This window comes from Shewanella sp. HL-SH2 (assembly GCF_051164935.1).
Lineage (GTDB): Bacteria > Pseudomonadota > Gammaproteobacteria > Enterobacterales > Shewanellaceae > Shewanella > Shewanella glacialimarina.
Map to the genome: position 1 here is coordinate 3,017,205 of NZ_CP195035.1, position 18,421 is coordinate 3,035,625.

An 18,421-nucleotide genomic window follows, 5' to 3' on the forward strand; every position below is an offset into this window, starting at 1 on the left:
CATCGTCAAAAATCATATCGAAAGATCAATTGTCACTGGTACAGTAAACCCATTTTTTAAAAAAATTAGGTGCAGATCACAATTTTCAGGCCAACATCATAGAGCATTCTGAATAATATTCAAATTCCACTTATGGCGAATAAGCAGTAAACTTGTTGCTGTTCATTTTATTTTACTGTTTTAATGCTGATTAAACTTAAGTTAACCCTTGGTTTTCAATAGCCGACTTTACTTTGGCTAAATTGAGACAATTGCATAAACACACAAAGGCTTTCAGTTCCCATTATGGCGCTTCCCGCAAATAAAAAATCGACTAAAAAACCATTCAACAGTAAAGCATCTAAAGCTGCTTCAAATTTTTTTACAGATAAAAAACAAATATATAAAAAACCATCTCCTACTTCACCTCACTCGGGTAAAGTAAAGCCAAGGCCGTCAAACCCAGTCATTGTGTTGTTTAATAAACCCTTTGATGTGCTATGCCAGTTTACTGACGAAGCGGGCAGGCAGACCTTAAAAGATTTTATTCCCATAGCCGATGTTTATGCCGCGGGACGCTTAGATAGAGACAGTGAAGGATTATTACTACTCACTAATGATGGCCAATTACAGGCAAAAATTACCCAGCCAAACCAAAAAACATTTAAAACCTATTGGGTACAAGTTGAAGGCGAGCCTACCCAAGATGCGATAACCGCGCTTCAATTAGGCGTTGAGTTAAAAGACGGTAAGACCTTACCTGCCAAGGTACGTTTAATGCCTGCACCTGATGTTTGGCCACGCACACCTCCAGTAAGAGAGCGCAAAGCGATCCCGACCAGCTGGTTAGAAATTCAAATATGCGAAGGAAAAAATCGCCAGGTAAGGCGAATGACGGCACATATAGGTTACCCTACTCTTAGATTAATCCGTTATAAAATAGGTCAATGGTGTTTGGATGATCTTCAAAGTGGTGAATTTTCGGTACTGCCAGCAAGCAGTACATAACGGCAATAAAGTGGCGTGTAAACTAGGCTTATTACTATTACAATCATGATCAATTTAAGAGAAATTTATGAGCCCGCGATATAAACCTAACACCACAGTGGCTTCTGTCATTCATTGTAGCGGTAAGTTTTTATTGGTTGAAGAATGGATTGATGGACAAAAACGTTATAACCAGCCTGCTGGGCATCTAGAAGCTAACGAGACCATTATAGCCGCCTGCAAACGTGAAGTACTGGAAGAAACAGGCCTTAATATTACCCCATCTGGGTTAGTCGGCATTTATCAATTTACCGCCGCCAATGATGTCGAATTTGTTAGGTTTAGTTTTTGTGTCGAGCTACCTGTGCAGGTCACTGCTATTCCACAAGACAGCGTAATTACTGCTACCCACTGGTTTACACGCGATGAAATAAGTTCAAAATCGACGCAAATGCGCAGCCCATTAGTGCTTAAATCTATCGATGATTTTTTAGACCAACAAGGCCAACATTACCCGCTAGATGTGCTGAATGCAGACTACTTTTGAACGCGGTATACATGAAACAAACAAACCCAGCTTCAAGATAGCCCCAAAGGCTAATGCGTGATAGAATATGCGCCGCAGAATTTACACAATTTCCCTTTTTGCAATGCCCTAAAAGGGCGTTTCATTGATACACTGAACGGTTTATAGGATCTATGACATCAATCACACCCACTAATGGTAAAAAAGTCATCGTTGGCATGTCCGGCGGTGTGGACTCTTCAGTTTCAGCTTATCTGCTTATGCAGCAAGGCTATGAGGTTGAAGGTCTATTTATGAAAAACTGGGAAGAAGATGACACCGATGAATATTGTGCTGCCAGTGATGATCTTAAAGATGCACAATCGGTTTGCGACAAGCTAGGTATTAAATTACATACTGTCAACTTTGCCGCTGAATATTGGGATAATGTTTTTGAGTACTTTTTAGCCGAGTATAAGGCTGGCCGTACACCTAACCCCGATATCATGTGCAACAAAGAAATCAAATTCAAAGCGTTTTTAGAATTCGCTGATGAAATTTTAGACGCTGATTACATCGCTATGGGTCATTATGTCCGCCGACGTGACAATGCCGACGGTACTACCCAAATGCTACGTGGTGTTGATGGTAATAAAGATCAAAGCTATTTTTTATACACGCTCAGCCATGAGCAAGTCGCACGCAGCTTATTCCCTGTCGGCGAGCTAGAAAAACACCAGGTACGTGATATTGCTAAAGAAATGGGCTTAATCACCCATGACAAAAAAGACAGTACAGGTATTTGTTTTATCGGCGAACGTAAATTCACTGACTTTTTAGCCACTTATCTTCCTGCATTACCAGGTAGCATTGAAACAGCTGAAGGTGAAGTCATTGGTACTCACCAGGGCTTGATGTACCACACTTTAGGTCAACGTAAAGGTTTGGGGATTGGCGGCTTAAAAAATAGCAATGACGATCCTTGGTATGTGGTTGATAAAGACTTAGACCGCAATGTGCTTGTGGTTGGCCAAGGTGGTCATCATCCACGGTTAATGTCTGTTGGCATGATGGTGAATCAGTTAGATTGGGTTGATCGTAAAGGCCCTACTGATGCAAGCAGTATCAGCGTAAAAACTCGTTATCGTCAACGTGATGTTAACTGTAAAATTAAACACATCAACAATGACACTATCGAAGTCATTTTTGATGAACCTGTTGCCGCTGTTACCCCTGGGCAATCAGCAGTATTTTATGATGGTGAAGTATGCTTAGGCGGCGGCATCATTGATAATTTAATTAAGGGATAGGTAAGCCGCACAGTGACTGACAATATATTATATGAACGCACTATGGCTTTTGCAGGCATTTTACAGGCCATCGGGCAAGTACAATATATCGCCCGCCATGGTGAGAGTGACGAGCAAGCCCTAGCGGCAAGCCTTAATACAATTTTGGTGACTAATCCTGATGGCATTACCGATGTGTATCCTGATAAGGATTTATTGGATAAAGGCTATCAGCTTATTCAAAACCAACTAGGTGACGGCAGCAATAAAGACGTTGAAACGACGCGTTATCTGGTTGGTGTATTGGCATTAGAGCGTAAGCTATCTCGCTCACCTAACGGCTTAGGCATGCTTGCTGAACGTATAAGTCAAGTGCATCGTCAACTTCACCATTTTGCGATTACCGATGAACAAGTATTAGCAAATTTTGCCAGTATTTACAGCGATGTGATTAGCGCCCTTGGCCCTAAATTACAAATTTCGGGTAATCCTGCATTTTTAAAGCAAACACATGTGCAGCATAAAATTCGCTCCCTATTATTATCAGCTATGCGCAGCGCGGTACTGTGGCGTCAATTAGGCGGCAAACGTCGCCACTTAGTGTTTGCTCGTAAAGCAATATTTGATATGGCTGTCAGCAGCCAGCAAAATAAATAATTCGAATCACCCTACAATATAAAAGTTCATCAAGGAGCTTCAAATGGATCTTTCCGCACTGACTGCTATCTCGCCGGTAGACGGTCGTTATGGTAGTAAAACCGCCTCATTAAGAGAGATTTTCAGCGAGTTCGGTCTTACTAAGTACCGCGTACAAGTTGAGATCAACTGGTTAAAATTGTTATCTAGCTGTCCTGACATTGAAGAAGTGCCACCGTTCAGTGAAACAGCACTGGCTTTATTAGACAGCATCAAAGATAACTTCAGTGAGCAAGATGCATTACGTGTTAAAGCTATCGAAAGCACCACTAACCATGATGTCAAAGCCGTTGAATACTTCATTAAAGAACAAATTGCTGACAATGCTGAATTAGTCGCAATAGATGAATTTGTTCACTTTGCTTGTACATCTGAAGACATCAACAACCTGTCACATGGGTTAATGTTAAAAGAAGCACGTGAATTAGTCCTTGTGCCACAGTGCCAGCAAATTATTGATGCGATTAAAAAGTTAGCCCATGACAATAAAACCGTGCCTTTAATGTCGCGTACCCATGGACAACCAGCCTCACCTTCTACCTTAGGTAAAGAAATGGCTAACGTGGTTGTCCGTTTAGAGCGCCAATTGAAGCAAATTAAAGCCGTAGAAATTATGGGTAAGATTAATGGCGCAGTAGGTAACTATAACGCCCACCTATCAGCATACCCAGAAGTAGATTGGCATGCATTGTCACAACGTTTTGTGACCAGTTTAGGTATTCATTGGAATGCTTACACCACTCAAATTGAACCGCATGATTATATTGCAGAGCTATTTGATGCTATCGCGCGCTTTAACACCATTTTAATCGATTTCGATCGTGACATTTGGGGCTATGTTGCCTTAGGTCACTTCAAACAACGTACCATTGCTGGTGAAATTGGTTCTTCAACCATGCCACATAAAGTTAACCCTATCGACTTTGAAAATTCTGAAGGTAACTTAGGCATCGCCAATGCATTAATGCAACACTTAGCGGCCAAATTACCGGTTTCTCGCTGGCAGCGCGACCTTACCGACTCAACGGTATTACGTAACTTAGGTGTGGGTATTGCACATTCATTGATTGCATATCAAGCCACGTTAAAAGGCATTAGCAAGCTAGAAGTAAACGAAGCGCACCTTCGTGCAGAATTAGATGTTAACTGGGAAGTACTTGCTGAGCCAGTGCAAACCGTTATGCGTCGTTATGGCATTGAAAAGCCATATGAGAAGCTAAAAGAATTAACCCGCGGTAAGCGCATAGATGCACAACAATTAGCGGTATTTATCGATGGACTTGAGCTTCCCGCTGAAGTAAAAATCGAACTTAAGAAAATGACCCCAGCTAATTACATTGGCCGTGCAGAAGCCTTTGTTGACGAACTAAAATAAGACGTCAGCTGAGGTGTATTCACCTCACTGAATCTAGCGGCAGTTCGACATTCGAGTTGCCGCTTTTCTTTTATAATGCTTTCACACCGAACAGAGAGTAAGACCATGTATCAATTAACTTTTGACACCCAAGCATTCATAAAAAAGCACTGGCAACAAACCCCAGTGGTATTAACACAAGCCTTCGAGGACTTTTTTGACCCGATTGCCGCAGATGAATTAGCTGGTCTTGCTTGTGAAGAAGAAATTTCATCACGTATTGTGGTCACTGAAGCAAACCAGAATCAATGGAACGTTATTCAAGGTCCATTTGAAGATTATGATGCTTATGGTGAGACCCACTGGCAACTGTTAGTTCAAGCCGTTAACCATTGGTATCCAGACTCGCAACCATTAGTTGATGCTTTCCGCTTTTTACCTGATTGGCGTTTTGATGATTTAATGGTGTCCTTTGCGACCCCATTAGGCGGAGTCGGACCACACATAGATAATTATGATGTGTTTATTATTCAAGGTGAAGGTGAACGTCGCTGGAAAGTCGGTAACAAAGGCGATCATAAACGTCGCGGTGGTGACGAAAACTCACCATTAGTTGAAGATTTTGAGCCGATTATCGACGTGGTATTGAAAAAAGGTGATGTGTTATATATCCCACCTGGATACCCACATTGCGGTGAAACCTTATCTTTAGCTATAAGCTATTCAATAGGTTTCAGGGCACCAAGCCAACAAGAGTTGCTAACTCAGCTAGCTGATTCACTGATTGATAACAACAGTGGCCACCAGCGTTTCACCTCAGACTCAGAAGCCCTAGAACCAGGAATAGTCAGTCAAGAACAACAACAAGGGATTATGCAGCTATTAGCTGAGCTGGCTACCCAACCTGAAAAATATCAAACTATGTTAGGTAAGCTATTAAGTCAAAATCGTTTTGAGCTTGATATTTGTGAAGGTGAAGAGCCGCTTGATTTAGAAGAATTACAACAAGTCATTGAAGATGGCGCCAGCATATTGCGCATTGGCGGCTTAAAAGTATTACGTTTAGAAAATGATAATATTAGCCGCTTGTTTATTAATGGTGAAGTGTTTGCACTTGAAAATGTTACCGAAGCAGAACTTGTCAGCTTTGCTAATACTGTGAATTTAGACAATGAACTTGCTGCAACAATGTTCGACAATTTAGCGATTGCAGAACTATTAGTTGAGCTGATAAATCAGGGTCTGTATTACCTAGCTGAGTAATGTTTTAACTCATTTGAATAAAATAAAAAAGGCACTCAATGTGCCTTTTTTAATCTATAAATCCAGTCAACATATGTTACTAAAATTTACGATCAGAGCTTACGTTCAGAGCTTAAGACCAAAGCTTTTCATCTTCATGCATTCTGTATAGACTTTCTGCACGAGTTACCAATAAATTAGCAAATTTAAGCTGGGTCTGATCACGCGTGGCACCAGATTTATGTAAATTTTCAGCTTTAAGCTGCCACATCATTGAAAAGTGACGCATTGCTTCACGAGCTGTTTTAGCCACTTTCACATCGACATAATCTGTAGGTAAATCACCAGACATCACCCAAAAGGTTTGTTTAGTCGGTTGTTTAGAATCCATCTTCCAAATCGCTAAATAAGGTGCAAGGTAACGACTTTCTTCTGCATACACTTTATTTGGCAGCACACCTTTTTCAGCTAAAAAACGATTGGCTTTTTGAAATTGTGTTTTTACCCAATCTTGTCTTAATGCTTCTTGATCTACAGCGGGTGTTGCAACCTGCTCAACTACTTCATCAGTCATAACACTTCCTATCTTATTGTTATCACGCATTCGTCGGTCATAATTCAAGCACCAACGACACTTAATTTAACACACATCCTAAAATACTTTACGTTTACGTAAAGTGGCAAGCAAAATTGCCAGCTTAATTTCAAAATTTACGACATCAGGCTTTGTTGAGAGTATCGCTAAATGCTATCTTGCTGCAATACCAAATAACGAATTTGGTACATATTTGATATTTTGACCTTAGACCATACAAAAGTAGTACTAAGCCATTGGTGTAGCTCAATCTACCCTTGCTGAATTGTTACTTTTAATCTTGTCTATTCCTGTGTTCAAGTATTATCAAATATGCTAATAATTAAGTGTTGGAAAACTAACACACGACCCAAAGCAAGTGGAGAATTTACGTGGCGGTATTTAATCATGTCTCGTTTGATGAGCACGAACAAGTGGTGTTTTGTCATGATAAAGAAAGTGGCTTAAAAGCCATTATTGCGGTGCACAATACCAACAAAGGCCCCGCTGTGGGTGGTTGTAGAATGTGGAATTATCAATCTGATGATGAGGCATTGACAGACGTCTTGCGTCTTTCTAGAGGGATGACATATAAAAATGCCCTTGCTGGTTTAACTATGGGTGGAGGTAAAGCCGTTATCATTGCTGATCCTAAAACCACTGACCGTGAAAAACTGTTCCTCGCTTTTGGTCGTTTTGTTAATAGCTTAGGCGGAAAATACTACTCTGCGGAAGACGTTGGCGTATCCACATCAGATATGATGATAGCCAACCGTGAAACCCCTTATGTAGCAGGACTTGAAGGCAAGTCAGGTGATCCTTCGCCGTTAACAGCTCTAGGTACCTATTTAGGCATTAAAGCGGCTGTTAAACACCAACGTGGAATTGATAGCTTAGAAGGTATTAAAGTGTCAGTTCAAGGTGTTGGCCATGTCGGATACTATTTGTGTAAACATTTACATGAAGCCGGTGCAAAACTCATTGTTACTGATATTCATCAAGCGTCCCTGGACCGTGTCGCAACCGAGTTTGGTGCTACCGTAGTAGAGCCGCAGGATATCTACAACCAAGATGTTGATGTGTATGCACCTTGTGCCTTAGGGGCAACGTTAAATGACATTACATTACCTTTATTAAAAGCCACTATTGTCGCAGGTTGTGCCAACAATCAACTAGCTGAAGTGCGTCACGGTGAAAAGCTCAAAGAAATGGGTATTTTATACGCACCTGATTATGTGATTAATGCCGGTGGTATTATTAATGTCTCTTTTGAAAATAACTATGATAAAGCAGCTGCAACCGCTAAGGTTGAGCAAATTTATCAAACATTATTAACTGTGTTTACTCGCGCAGATGCTGAAAACCGCACAACAGGTTCAGTCGCCGATGAAATGGCTCGTGCCATTATTAATGCAGGCCGTTAAATCAGTTCAAAGTAATGATAGTTAAATATTCATTACCCAAGCAGGATCAAAAAAGGGAAGCATAGGCTTCCCTTTTTGTTACTTGTTCAAGTCAATTAACTCAGTAGCAATTTGTAAGCTTCATCTAAATGCAATATATCCGTCACGAATTAGTCAATAATCCCCAGTAAGCTTTCATTATCTTAATGCAATACTATTTGTAGAGATTAAGCGAATGGATAAAATCAGTGCGTTATTTAAACAAGTCTCGCAAGCATCTGCTCATTCTGTATTCTCATCTCATATATCGACTAAACACCTTCATCAAGAAAATGATAGCGAAGAGGAGTCATCATCCCAGCAACAGTCATTTTATGCCGTTTGGCTGTCGGATGTTCATTTAGGCAGTATTGACTGCAAAGCTGATTTTTTATTAGATTTTTTAAATAATCACCCATGCCAATACCTGTATTTAGTCGGTGACATCATCGATATTTGGGCATTAAAAAAACGGGTCTACTGGCCAGATAGCCATCAAGCCGTATTAACCAAAATACTGTCATTAGCCCAAAATGGCACCCAAGTATTTTATATCCCAGGTAATCACGATGAGATGTTCAAACCATACGTAGATAGTCATTTTCGTGGTATCACAATCGCACCAAGTTATATTCATCAATCTATTCTGGGCAAACGCTGCCTGATTTTACATGGGGATCAATTTGACTCTGAAGTGTGTGTCAGCCGCACCTACGCCAAATTAGGTGATCATTTATACGATGTTTTGTTATGGCTAAATCGACATCTTCATAGTGTACGCAGCCAACTTGGCTATCCTTATTGGTCACTTGCCAGCTATATAAAACTCAGAGTAAACAAAGCCCAACAAGCCATTAATAGTTTTAAAGACGCAGTGCTACGATTTGCCTTAAAACAACAAGTCGATATGGTCATTTGTGGCCATATTCATCAGCCCGAGCTCTCTATTCACCATAAGGGTAAGCATAGGATTATCTATGCTAACGACGGTGATTGGGTTGAAAACTGTACCTTAATCGCGGAAACCCTCTCCGGTGACTTTCAATTATTAAAATGGAATGAACTGACTAAAACACCGCAAATTATCGACAATATTGGCACCACTGACCCCTTACCGCTTCATACCGCTTCATCCCAGAAACACCCTAATAAGAAGGTAGCATAATGAAGTCAGCAGAAATGATGTTTACTGTCGATCAAATGGTTGACAAAAATTTACCTCAATTGGCTAAATTCCCTTGGTTATCTAGACCGACCAAAACCATGTTACGTTACCTTCTGCATGAGCAGCAATGCAATGATATTGCGATGCAGTATAAACATTTAACCGGGGTAGACTTTGTTGAACAGGTACTGGCTAGCTTTAATTTTAGTTACAGCGTACCCAATAATGAAATTGAAAACATTCCAATTGACGGCCGAGTGGTGATTTATGCTAACCACCCTATCGGCTCACTTGACGCCCTTGCATTAATCAAGTTAATCAGCAAAGTCCGCCCAGACATTAAAGTGGTCGCCAATGAGTTATTAATGGCTATCAAACCACTGCACTCAATTTTATTACCCGTCAGAAACATGACTGGCGGTACCCCAAAGCAAAATTTAGATAATATCCATCAACACCTAAAGCGTGAAGGAGCAATATTAATATTTCCATCGGGTGAAGTGTCTCGATTACGCCCAAGCGGGGTGACGGATTTACTGTGGCAAAGTGGATTTGTTAAAATGGCCAAAGCCTGTAATGCACCATTGTTACCTATGTTTGTTGATGCGAAAAATTCAGCAACTTTTTATGGTGCGTCAATGATTTATAAGCCATTAGCAACACTGTTACTTGTTAAGGAAATGTTTCGCCAAATCAATCAAGTGATGCCAGTTCGTATTGGCAAACTGATTGCGAAAGAAACCGTGTCTAATAATGACTTTCCGTTAAAAACTCAGGTTAAGCTACTAAAAAACCATCTCTACCGTATAGGTAAAAATAGGCCACCGCTGTTTAGTACTCAAAATGCCATTGCTCACCCAGAATCGCGCACCACTTTACAACATGAATTACAACAATGTGAACAACTTGGACTCACATCAGACAATAAAATCATCTATCTTTATCAGCATGATGCCAGTAGTGCCATCATGCGTGAAATCGGCAGATTACGCGAAATAGCCTTTAGAGCTGTAGGTGAAGGCACGGGTAAACGCAGAGATACCGACAAATATGATAATGACTATTGGCACCTTGTATTATGGGATAAAGATGATTTAGAAATCGTCGGTGCTTATCGTTTTGCAAGTGCAAAGCGTATTCATAGTGAAATATCTACCACAGGACTATATAGCCAAACCCTATTTCAATATCAGCCAGATTTTAGCCCTTATTTTGAGCAAGGCTTAGAGTTAGGTCGAAGCTTTGTGCAACCTAAATATTGGGGCAGAAGAAGTCTTGAATATTTATGGCAGGGGATTGGCGCATTTCTACTCAAAAACCCTCAATATCGTTACTTATTCGGCCCTGTTTCGATTAGTAACAACTATCCAGAGCCCGCTAAAGAATTACTTATTTATTTTTATAAAAATCAATTTCCAACCCAATCTATACTCGCAACCTCATTTAACAGTTACCAGTTTACCGATGAACGGTCACACCAATTATGTCGTCAATTCAATGGTGAGACATACGCTGACAATTTTAAAATTCTGAAAAGGACATTAGCTAATATGGGTGTTTCAGTACCGACGTTATTTAAACAATATGGTGAATTGTGTGAAGATCAGGGCGTGCAATTTATCGACTTTGGCATTGATGCTGAATTTGGTGATTGTATCGATGGCCTAGTGTTGGTTGATGTTCATCAGCTCAAACCGATTAAAGCACAAAAATATCTTGGCTTAACGAGATAGCGTTTAGCTTTTTTCTGATTAAGATTATGTAGCTAACTCATTGTTGTACTATAGTTTATCTGATATACATAAATAATACGGCTTACGCCTATATTATTCGCCGTGTTATAGGAGATAAATATGCCTGCAGCAATGATATTAGTTCGCGACATTATGACAACACGTATTGTTACCGTTTCGATGGATGATAGGCTATCTGTTGCAAAAAACATTTTCGACAATGTCAGCTTTCACCATTTATTAGCCATTGATGAAAATGACAAACTGCAAGGTATTTTATCTCATCGAGACTTTCTAAAAGCTCTCAGTCCTAACCTAGGCACCGCTGCAGAACTTATCCGCGACACTGAAACGCTCAATAAGCGCGTCCACCAAGTAATGACCCACAACCCGATGACAGTCTCACCTAGCACATCAATCAAACATGCTTGTGAGATTATTCTTAAACATGGCATAGGCAGTTTACCTGTTTTGGATCATGGTACATTAGTTGGCATTATTACTTGGAAAGATTTGCTTAAAAGTTACAGTGAGTCGGAGTAACGTTTGGCTTATCATCGCAAACGTAAATAAGTGTATAACCGCCATTTAGGCAAGAAAATATAGTGAAAATAAAAATTCATTTAGCCACCAATCAATTAGCCTGTTTTCTTTAAACCTTCATATTTTGACACTGGAAAATGTCATATTACTCTGCTTAGCTTAGTACTAGCCGCAACAGTTAAAGCACAACAGGGGTGATGCTATGATCAAGTTTAATTATCTTTTAAACCAAGACAATTTTGAGTTACAAGCCAGCGATTGGTGTGGACTCGAAAAAGTGATGTTAAATGGTAAAGTCGTCTCAAAAAAATTCAATTTCGGCATTTTAAGTTGTCACGACATCTTGTTAAATGACGGCCATAAATATCAATGTAAATTATTGGTCGATCCTCAAACCGATCTGCTCACATGCCGAATTTATAATCAACGCAGGTTAGTCACAGTACTTAGGCAAGGGAAAAAACAATTACAGCAAAGTCAGCGACTAATAGAAGCAAGCTTAATGACTCTACTGCTCTCGTTACTCGTCATTTACATTCTTGCTTAAAGTCACTCAATGCTTATTCAAACGTAGGAAACATGTAAATATTTAAAGGCCTATATTGCACTAACCTTACTACATTGAAACCAATACTCGCTGATAACAGCGATAGATAACGATTTTAAAGTCGTGATTATCCTATTATAAAAATTGACTAGTGGCCATACAAGGTCACCACAACAGCACCACCTAAACCCACATTATGTTGCAATGCTAAGCGAGCACCTTGCACTTGACGAGCACCTGCTTGATCGCGTAAATGCCAAACAAGTTCTGCGCATTGCGCTAATCCTGTCGCACCAATCGGATGACCTTTAGACATTAAGCCACCTGAAGGGCCAATAACAAACTGACCACCATAGGTATTGTTTCCTTGCTTAATAAACTTTTCAGCCTCACCCTCTGCACATAACCCCAAAGCTTCATAGGTGATAACTTCATTAGGGGTAAAGCAGTCATGTAGCTCAATCACATTTACATCCTGTGGCGATATGGCTGCGGCGTTATACACTTTTTGCGCCGCCATTTGAGTCATATTCTGGCCCACTGCATTAATAGGATCTTGCCAAGAATCTTGGGTATCGGTTGCCATAGCTTGAGCAAGAATTTTAACCCTGGAGCTTATACTATGCTGTTGAGCAAATTTATCACTGCATACAATGACAGCTGCCGCTCCACAGGTTGGAGGGCACGCCATAAGGCGAGTTAAATAGCCATCGTAAATCACCTTATCTGCCAATACTTGCTCTGCACATAATGGCATTTTCAATAAAGCATAAGGGTTGTTCATCGCATGGCGACGGGACTTTACTGCAACCTTGGCAAATAATTCAGCAGTGACATTATATTTATCCATGTAATGTCGACCCGCTGCACCAAAAGCCCGTAAAGCGATTGGACCATCTGGTGCATTAAACTGACTTAACACCGGTGCTATTCGAGTAAATGGGCTTTCTCTGTCTTGCCAATTTGACCCTAGGGCACCTGGCTGCATTTCTTCAAACCCAAAGGCTAATACGCACTCAACTTCACCAGACATCACAGCCTGCCTAGCTAAGTACAAAGCTGTTGAACCACTAGAACAATTATTATTGACATTAATTATAGGTATCCCATTTTGAATAACATCATAAAAAGCATGTTGCGCGCAGGTACTATCACCATAAATATATGCACCGAATGCCTGTTGTATTTGCTTAGCATTAATACCGGCATCGGCCAAAGCTAACTTAATTGCATTGGCAGCCATCACACGATAAGGCTGATGCTGTCCTGGCTTACAAAAAGGCGTCATACCTACGCCAGCAATAACAATGCTACTCATGGCTGACTCCACACATCTCTAGTGTGACATTGGTAATGCATACTTTTTGCTCCAACCGATAGCGTCCACTGCCTGCGGTAACAGTCATAATGGTTACCTGCTGTTCCCCCTCGGCATCATTTGAAATCGAGACTTTAGATATAGTGCCATCACGGGGAAAAGTTATACCCGCGGCAAAGTCACCCACATCGAAATTGCGATATAACTTAACGCTAATACTGCCAATAGAACGAGGCTCTAATCGTCCTTCCTCAACGATTAGAGACATGCCTTTAGTTAAACTGAACACCTGAAAATAGCTGTCAGCAGAGTGAGATTGCAGCAAGTTTTCAGTAGGATTAATGAAGGACTCATTGGCATTCGCATAAAATGATTTAAAAACTAACACAACAAAAAGACTAAAAATACCCAATAACTTCAACATAGTGCATATCTCCAAATAGTGCATATCTAAAAATGTAGCAATGTAATGATAATACGCTGTATTGAAAAAATGTTAATCGTTAATCTATTCCACCTAGCTCACATCAATTGACTCTTTTTTGATTTACATCAAAAAAACGGTAACTATTGTAACCATATTGTTGTTATTTCTAACATCTAAGGCACACTGATTACATAAGCTAACGAATTGGCTAGATTGTTGATTTTAATGGAGGATGGATGTCAGCACTGCTCAAACTATTAACCTCTATGTTCAGTAGTTTTAAAGACTTAGTTCCCATTATTGTCGTTGTGGTTTTTTTTGAAATTTTTATTCTAAAACAAGCACCCGATCAATTAGGTTCAATTCTTATTGGGCTAGTATTTATTGTACTAGGTTTAACATTCTTCGTTTTTGGCCTAGAAATGGGCTTATTCCCTATCGGTGAATCTTTAGCAGAAGCCTTAGCCAGAAAAGGCAGTCTGTTTTGGCTAGTTATTTTCTCTTTTTCTCTGGGGTTTGGTACCACACTGGCAGAGCCTGCATTGACAGCCGTAGCCAATGAAGCTGCTAAAGTTGCCGCAGAAGCAGGTGCCATAGCTAACAATGAAGCTGCTTTAAATGACTATGCTATGGGCTTGCGCTTAACTGTAGCAATATCCGTTGGTTTGGCCATTTTACTCGGTGTTATTCGTATTTTAAAAGGCTGGCCTATCCATTACATGATCATCGGCGGTTACTCCATCGTGATGATACTGACCTTTTTTGCCCCAGCAAGTATTATTGGTATTGCCTACGACTCTGGAGGTGTCACTACATCGACCATAACCGTTCCATTAGTGACGGCTTTAGGCGTAGGGTTAGCCACCGTTATTAAAGGCAGAAATCCTATGCTGGATGGCTTTGGTTTAATTGCCTTTGCTAGCTTAACGCCAATGATTTTTGTCATGCTTTACGGCATGGTCTTTCTATAAGGAGCCAACATGTTTTATCAGCTATTGGAAACCTTATTACTGACAGCCAGAGATGTGGTCCCCATTGCGGTTATCTTATTTGGCTTTCAATTAGGCGTACTAAAACGCCCTATTCCTAACTGGCGTAAAGTGGCCTTGGGTTTCATTTATGTCATTGTGGGTTTGACTTTTTTCTTAGTCGGATTAGAGATGGCGTTATTCCCTATAGGCGAAAGCATGGCCAATCAGCTCACCACAGCAGAATTTTTGCATCCTGACGGCGCGCCCACACCGTTTATTTGGCAAGATTATTTATGGGTATACGTATTTGCAGCTGCAATAGGTTTTAGTACCACAATTGCAGAGCCCTCACTGATTGCAGTAGCAATTAAAGCCAATGAAGTATCCGGTGGTACTGTTGGCATCCAAGGCCTGCGTATATCGGTTGCTATTGGTGTTGCCTTTGGTATTGCATTAGGCTGTTTTCGTATCGTAGTTGGCGACCCCATTCATTACTACATCATGGGCGGTTACATCATAGTGGTCATTCAAACTTTTTACGCCCCTAAAATGATTATTCCATTGGCCTATGACTCTGGCGGAGTCACTACCTCAACCGTTACCGTGCCTCTCGTTGCCGCATTAGGCTTAGGTTTAGCCACTAACGTGGAAGGCCGTAACCCTTTAATTGATGGCTTTGGTCTGATCGCTTTTGCCAGTTTATTTCCGATTATTTCCGTGATGGCCTATGCCCAAATAGTCGAATACATCTCTAAACGTAAAGCTGCCGCTGAGCAGCAAGAGGAGCATACAGATGCGCTTTAAATTAATTGTCGCCTTTGTAGATGACGACTGTACCGATGAAATTTTAGATGCCGCCCGTGAAGCTGGCGCAACTGGGGCAACGGTAATTAATCATGCAAGAGGTGAAGGTCTGGTAAAGAAAAAAACCTTTATGGGCTTAGGCTTAGATGTACAGCGTGATGTTATTTTCTGGTTAGTTGAAGAGCACATGTCACGTCATATTTTGGAGACAATTTCTAGAGTGGGTAAATTTGATACCAATAAAGGCCGCGGAATAGCCATTCAAATAGATGTTGAAGACGCCGTGGGTGTGGCGCATCAAGTACAACAGCTGACTAAAGAGATTGAGGATCAAATATGAACATTAGGACCCCTGTAAGAAACCGTGATGTGTTAAATCAAGACTATGCCATGGTAGATGGCACAATTACAGTGTCAGAAGCAATTGCCACCGCTGTTGCCAATAATGTCAAAGTGTTAGTGGTTAATAAACGCACTGAACATGACGAGTATGGCCTGGTTTTGATGAGTGATATTGCGCGCAAAGTTTTGGCCAAGGACAAGTCACCGGATCGCACCAATGTATATGAAATTATGATTAAACCGGTGTTTTCTGTTTCAGCTGATATGGATGTGCGATATACCGCCAGATTATTTGAGCGTTTTGGCATTAACAAAGCACCAGTATTAGAAGACAACGACATCAAAGGATTTGTAACCTATGACGATATTGTATTAAAAGGCATGATTGACAAGTAAATGGGTCGGAACATCAATTGTTATATGCGTCTGGATTAACAAAGATTATCAAAGTCTGAGTTTATTAGCAGACGCATTGTTTCACCAATACATAGCACTACTTTTAGAAAACTTTGCTATCAACTTTTCCAGAAAAATCTAAGCAAGCTTTGACCCGAATTTGCTGCACAGTAGATAGATCAGCAATATCGAAATATTGGTACTCGCTGTGTTCTGAACTCAATGCAATCATGGTTACATCCATAATATTGCATTTAAAAATAAACACCTGTGATTGATAAGCACCGTGATAATAAACGCCCGACAGATAGTCAATTGCAATATCGCAACCTAACTCTTCTAAACACTCACGTATAACGGCTTGATGTATGGTTTCACCTAACTCTAACGCGCCACCAGGCAAGCCCCAATGTTTAGCGCCATAGGTCGCTTTAAGTTGTAATACCTGCCCTTCATCATTAGTTATTACCGCATGGGCACTCAGCCGAAACATATCATTAAACGCCATCTGCATTCCTTTTAATATTGTCATCACTCAATTAATAAAAGCTTATGAATAACACGCTCTAACCAGAGATCGACTGTAACAGCCGTTATCTGCCATTCAATGATGATTTTATAGCGCTGCACTATAAAAAATTCGATGTATAAAAGTGCCTTACCTTAAGTTGAGGATAAGTCGCAGTCATGCATCGAGTTCAAATAACCTAGCGAATACTTAATAAGCACTGTTCTAGCGCTTAATGGGCGGCTAATAAATGACTAATTAGCATCAAATTAACGTTGAACTAGCTGAATATTTGATCATTAAACACATTATCGATTAGCATAAAAAGAAAAATATTCTCTGACTTCTTTTTCAACACTTGGCGGGCTCTCTAATTCAACATAATCCCTTCCCGAAACAAATTCATTTGCTTGAATGGCAAAACTTATATTCACGAGTATAAGCACCAATAATTTAAGCAATAAATTGGTCTTAAAATATGTTTCATAGGTGTTTATTAGTTGCATGACTCATTCCTTGTCTTATAAAAAAAACAGCCTTAATCTAACTTTATATATCAGCAATATACGCAGCACTTACACCCCATACAAGCCAAATAACGGTTAACAAAAAAACGTTAAAATTTATAACAAAAAAAACAACCACAAGCTAAAGCTGAATACCGAGAGCAATGTCGATAGCACTACCGTACTGCCTAAAGTCGACTCATGTTGTTTAAGTTCAGTGGCAATTAAGTAGGCATTAACCCCTAAAGGTGAAGCGCTGAGCAACACAAGCATGGTCGTTTTTTGGCTTTCTAAATTAAATACCATCACCGACATCAGGTAAACAAGTGCTGGAAGCAACAGAATTTTTAACCCACTCGCCAATAACGCTAACCGCCAACTGTCGCCTATTTTATAAAAACTTAAATTAGCACCAAGTACGAATAAAGCACACGCTAAGGCTGGTTTTGAAAGTAACGTAAGGCTTTCTTGTAAATGTGTGCCTAAATTGAGACCAACAGCGTTGGCTGCAATCCCTAAACTAATACTCATCACAACCGGGTTTAACACCATAGAACGAGTAAATTTTCTCCAAGAGAAACCCTGTTCGTGTGCTCTTGCTGCCAGAATAAAAGTTAACGCAAACAAACAAGCGCTATGAAATGTAATAATCATAAATACTTGCCCTATCATCGCCTGACCTAATGCGGCAATAATTATCGGCAAACCAACTAGTACGGTATTGGAGTAGCTTGAGCCTAAGGCAAAAACAGCACTGGCGTCTCGGCTTCTAAATTGAACCGGATTAAAGCGGCGATTAATACGATAACCCAAAGCGAAAATGATCAGTACGGGAATATAGAACGATAATAATGCATAGATGTCGATACTTTCAGATAAAGGTGCTGCCAGCATATTGATAAACAAAAAGGCAGGAATACTGACATAAAAGGTAAATTTACTAATGCCGCTTATATGCTCTTTAGTGAAAAAATCAAAACGTGTCAGTAGATAACCCAAAGTTACCATAAATATTAACGGAAAAATGATCCCAAAAATCGACATAACAGCTATCTCAAACCTATGCTTATTGATTTAAAGAACATCAATAATG

At 40.2% G+C, this 18,421-nt stretch carries 20 protein-coding genes; 15 read left to right on the forward strand and 5 right to left on the reverse strand.

The genetic code is table 11. The features are described 5' to 3' along the window. Nucleotides 1-285 precede the first annotated feature (285 nt). The 6 genes from ACRWP9_RS13160 (at nt 286) to ACRWP9_RS13185 (ending at nt 6,073) form a co-directional block, all read left to right on the forward strand. On the forward strand, nt 286-987 hold the full coding sequence (locus ACRWP9_RS13160; RefSeq protein ID WP_434926389.1) for an rRNA large subunit pseudouridine synthase E: 702 nt from the start codon (nt 286-288) through the stop codon (nt 985-987). Nucleotides 988-1,054: 67 nt separating this feature from the next. Next, nucleotides 1,055-1,513, forward strand: a complete 459-nt coding sequence (locus tag ACRWP9_RS13165; protein ID WP_434926390.1) for an NUDIX hydrolase — start codon at nt 1,055-1,057, stop codon at nt 1,511-1,513. 152 nt (nt 1,514-1,665) lie between these two features. Beyond that, nucleotides 1,666-2,781: a tRNA 2-thiouridine(34) synthase MnmA gene (mnmA, locus tag ACRWP9_RS13170; RefSeq protein WP_434926391.1), complete on the forward strand. Its 1,116-nt coding sequence runs from the start codon at nt 1,666-1,668 to the stop codon at nt 2,779-2,781. Between the two features lie 12 nt (nt 2,782-2,793). Further along, nucleotides 2,794-3,417, forward strand: a complete 624-nt coding sequence (hflD, locus tag ACRWP9_RS13175; RefSeq protein ID WP_264177966.1) for a high frequency lysogenization protein HflD — start codon at nt 2,794-2,796, stop codon at nt 3,415-3,417. Between the two features lie 43 nt (nt 3,418-3,460). After that, complete coding sequence (gene purB, locus ACRWP9_RS13180; RefSeq protein ID WP_434926392.1) at nt 3,461-4,831, forward strand: adenylosuccinate lyase; 1,371 nt, start codon at nt 3,461-3,463, stop codon at nt 4,829-4,831. Between the two features lie 105 nt (nt 4,832-4,936). Continuing rightward, nucleotides 4,937-6,073 (forward strand): JmjC domain-containing protein, encoded by a 1,137-nt coding sequence (locus ACRWP9_RS13185; RefSeq protein WP_434926393.1) that lies wholly within the window; start codon nt 4,937-4,939, stop codon nt 6,071-6,073. A gap of 112 nt (nt 6,074-6,185) precedes the next feature. Here the strand turns inward: ACRWP9_RS13185 and ACRWP9_RS13190 are convergent, their stop codons facing one another. Continuing rightward, complete coding sequence (locus tag ACRWP9_RS13190) at nt 6,186-6,626, reverse strand: DUF4826 family protein (RefSeq protein ID WP_235084457.1); 441 nt, start codon at nt 6,624-6,626, stop codon at nt 6,186-6,188. A gap of 392 nt (nt 6,627-7,018) precedes the next feature. On the opposite strand from ACRWP9_RS13190, the gene ACRWP9_RS13195 reads away from it, so the two are divergent. The 5 genes from ACRWP9_RS13195 (at nt 7,019) to ACRWP9_RS13215 (ending at nt 12,056) form a co-directional block, all read left to right on the forward strand. Next, nucleotides 7,019-8,050, forward strand: coding sequence for a Glu/Leu/Phe/Val dehydrogenase dimerization domain-containing protein (locus ACRWP9_RS13195; RefSeq protein ID WP_434926394.1), 1,032 nt, complete (start codon nt 7,019-7,021; stop codon nt 8,048-8,050). Between the two features lie 214 nt (nt 8,051-8,264). Beyond that, on the forward strand, nt 8,265-9,233 hold the full coding sequence (locus ACRWP9_RS13200; RefSeq protein ID WP_434926395.1) for a UDP-2,3-diacylglucosamine diphosphatase: 969 nt from the start codon (nt 8,265-8,267) through the stop codon (nt 9,231-9,233). Beyond that, nucleotides 9,233-10,966, forward strand: a complete 1,734-nt coding sequence (locus ACRWP9_RS13205; protein WP_434926396.1) for a GNAT family N-acyltransferase — start codon at nt 9,233-9,235, stop codon at nt 10,964-10,966. The genes ACRWP9_RS13200 and ACRWP9_RS13205 overlap by 1 nt, the downstream gene beginning before the upstream one ends. Nucleotides 10,967-11,086: 120 nt before the next feature. Next, on the forward strand, nt 11,087-11,509 hold the full coding sequence (locus tag ACRWP9_RS13210; RefSeq protein ID WP_434926397.1) for a CBS domain-containing protein: 423 nt from the start codon (nt 11,087-11,089) through the stop codon (nt 11,507-11,509). Nucleotides 11,510-11,711: 202 nt separating this feature from the next. Next, a complete protein-coding gene (locus tag ACRWP9_RS13215; RefSeq protein WP_434926398.1) occupies nt 11,712-12,056 on the forward strand; it encodes a hypothetical protein in 345 nt (114 codons plus the stop codon). A gap of 148 nt (nt 12,057-12,204) precedes the next feature. Here the strand turns inward: ACRWP9_RS13215 and ACRWP9_RS13220 are convergent, their stop codons facing one another. After that, nucleotides 12,205-13,374: a lipid-transfer protein gene (locus ACRWP9_RS13220; RefSeq protein WP_434926399.1), complete on the reverse strand. Its 1,170-nt coding sequence runs from the start codon at nt 13,372-13,374 to the stop codon at nt 12,205-12,207. Next, a complete protein-coding gene (locus tag ACRWP9_RS13225) occupies nt 13,367-13,798 on the reverse strand; it encodes a PliI family lysozyme inhibitor of I-type lysozyme (RefSeq protein ID WP_434926400.1) in 432 nt (143 codons plus the stop codon). The genes ACRWP9_RS13220 and ACRWP9_RS13225 overlap by 8 nt, the downstream gene beginning before the upstream one ends. A gap of 239 nt (nt 13,799-14,037) precedes the next feature. Here ACRWP9_RS13225 and ACRWP9_RS13230 point away from each other — a divergent pair, with 239 nt between their 5' ends. From ACRWP9_RS13230 to ACRWP9_RS13245, 4 genes are read left to right on the forward strand one after another with little or no spacing between them, the layout of a single operon-like run. Further along, nucleotides 14,038-14,772 (forward strand): DUF1538 family protein, encoded by a 735-nt coding sequence (locus tag ACRWP9_RS13230; RefSeq protein ID WP_434926401.1) that lies wholly within the window; start codon nt 14,038-14,040, stop codon nt 14,770-14,772. Between the two features lie 9 nt (nt 14,773-14,781). Continuing rightward, the gene (locus tag ACRWP9_RS13235; protein WP_434926402.1) at nt 14,782-15,576 is read left to right on the forward strand and encodes a DUF1538 domain-containing protein; all 795 of its coding nucleotides are present in this window, start codon (nt 14,782-14,784) and stop codon (nt 15,574-15,576) included. After that, nucleotides 15,566-15,916, forward strand: coding sequence for a P-II family nitrogen regulator (locus tag ACRWP9_RS13240; protein WP_434926403.1), 351 nt, complete (start codon nt 15,566-15,568; stop codon nt 15,914-15,916). Before ACRWP9_RS13235 ends, ACRWP9_RS13240 begins: the two co-directional genes overlap by 11 nt. After that, nucleotides 15,913-16,314: a CBS domain-containing protein gene (locus ACRWP9_RS13245; protein ID WP_434926404.1), complete on the forward strand. Its 402-nt coding sequence runs from the start codon at nt 15,913-15,915 to the stop codon at nt 16,312-16,314. The genes ACRWP9_RS13240 and ACRWP9_RS13245 overlap by 4 nt, the downstream gene beginning before the upstream one ends. A 103-nt stretch (nt 16,315-16,417) precedes the next feature. Here ACRWP9_RS13245 and ACRWP9_RS13250 read toward each other — a convergent pair whose 3' ends face one another. Both ACRWP9_RS13250 and ACRWP9_RS13255 read right to left on the reverse strand, forming a co-directional pair. Further along, on the reverse strand, nt 16,418-16,822 hold the full coding sequence (locus tag ACRWP9_RS13250; RefSeq protein WP_226415306.1) for an NUDIX hydrolase: 405 nt from the start codon (nt 16,820-16,822) through the stop codon (nt 16,418-16,420). A gap of 623 nt (nt 16,823-17,445) precedes the next feature. Further along, entirely contained in the window at nt 17,446-18,372 is a 927-nt protein-coding gene (locus ACRWP9_RS13255) for an AEC family transporter (protein WP_434926405.1), read from the reverse strand. Between the last annotated feature and the right edge of the window lie 49 nt (nt 18,373-18,421).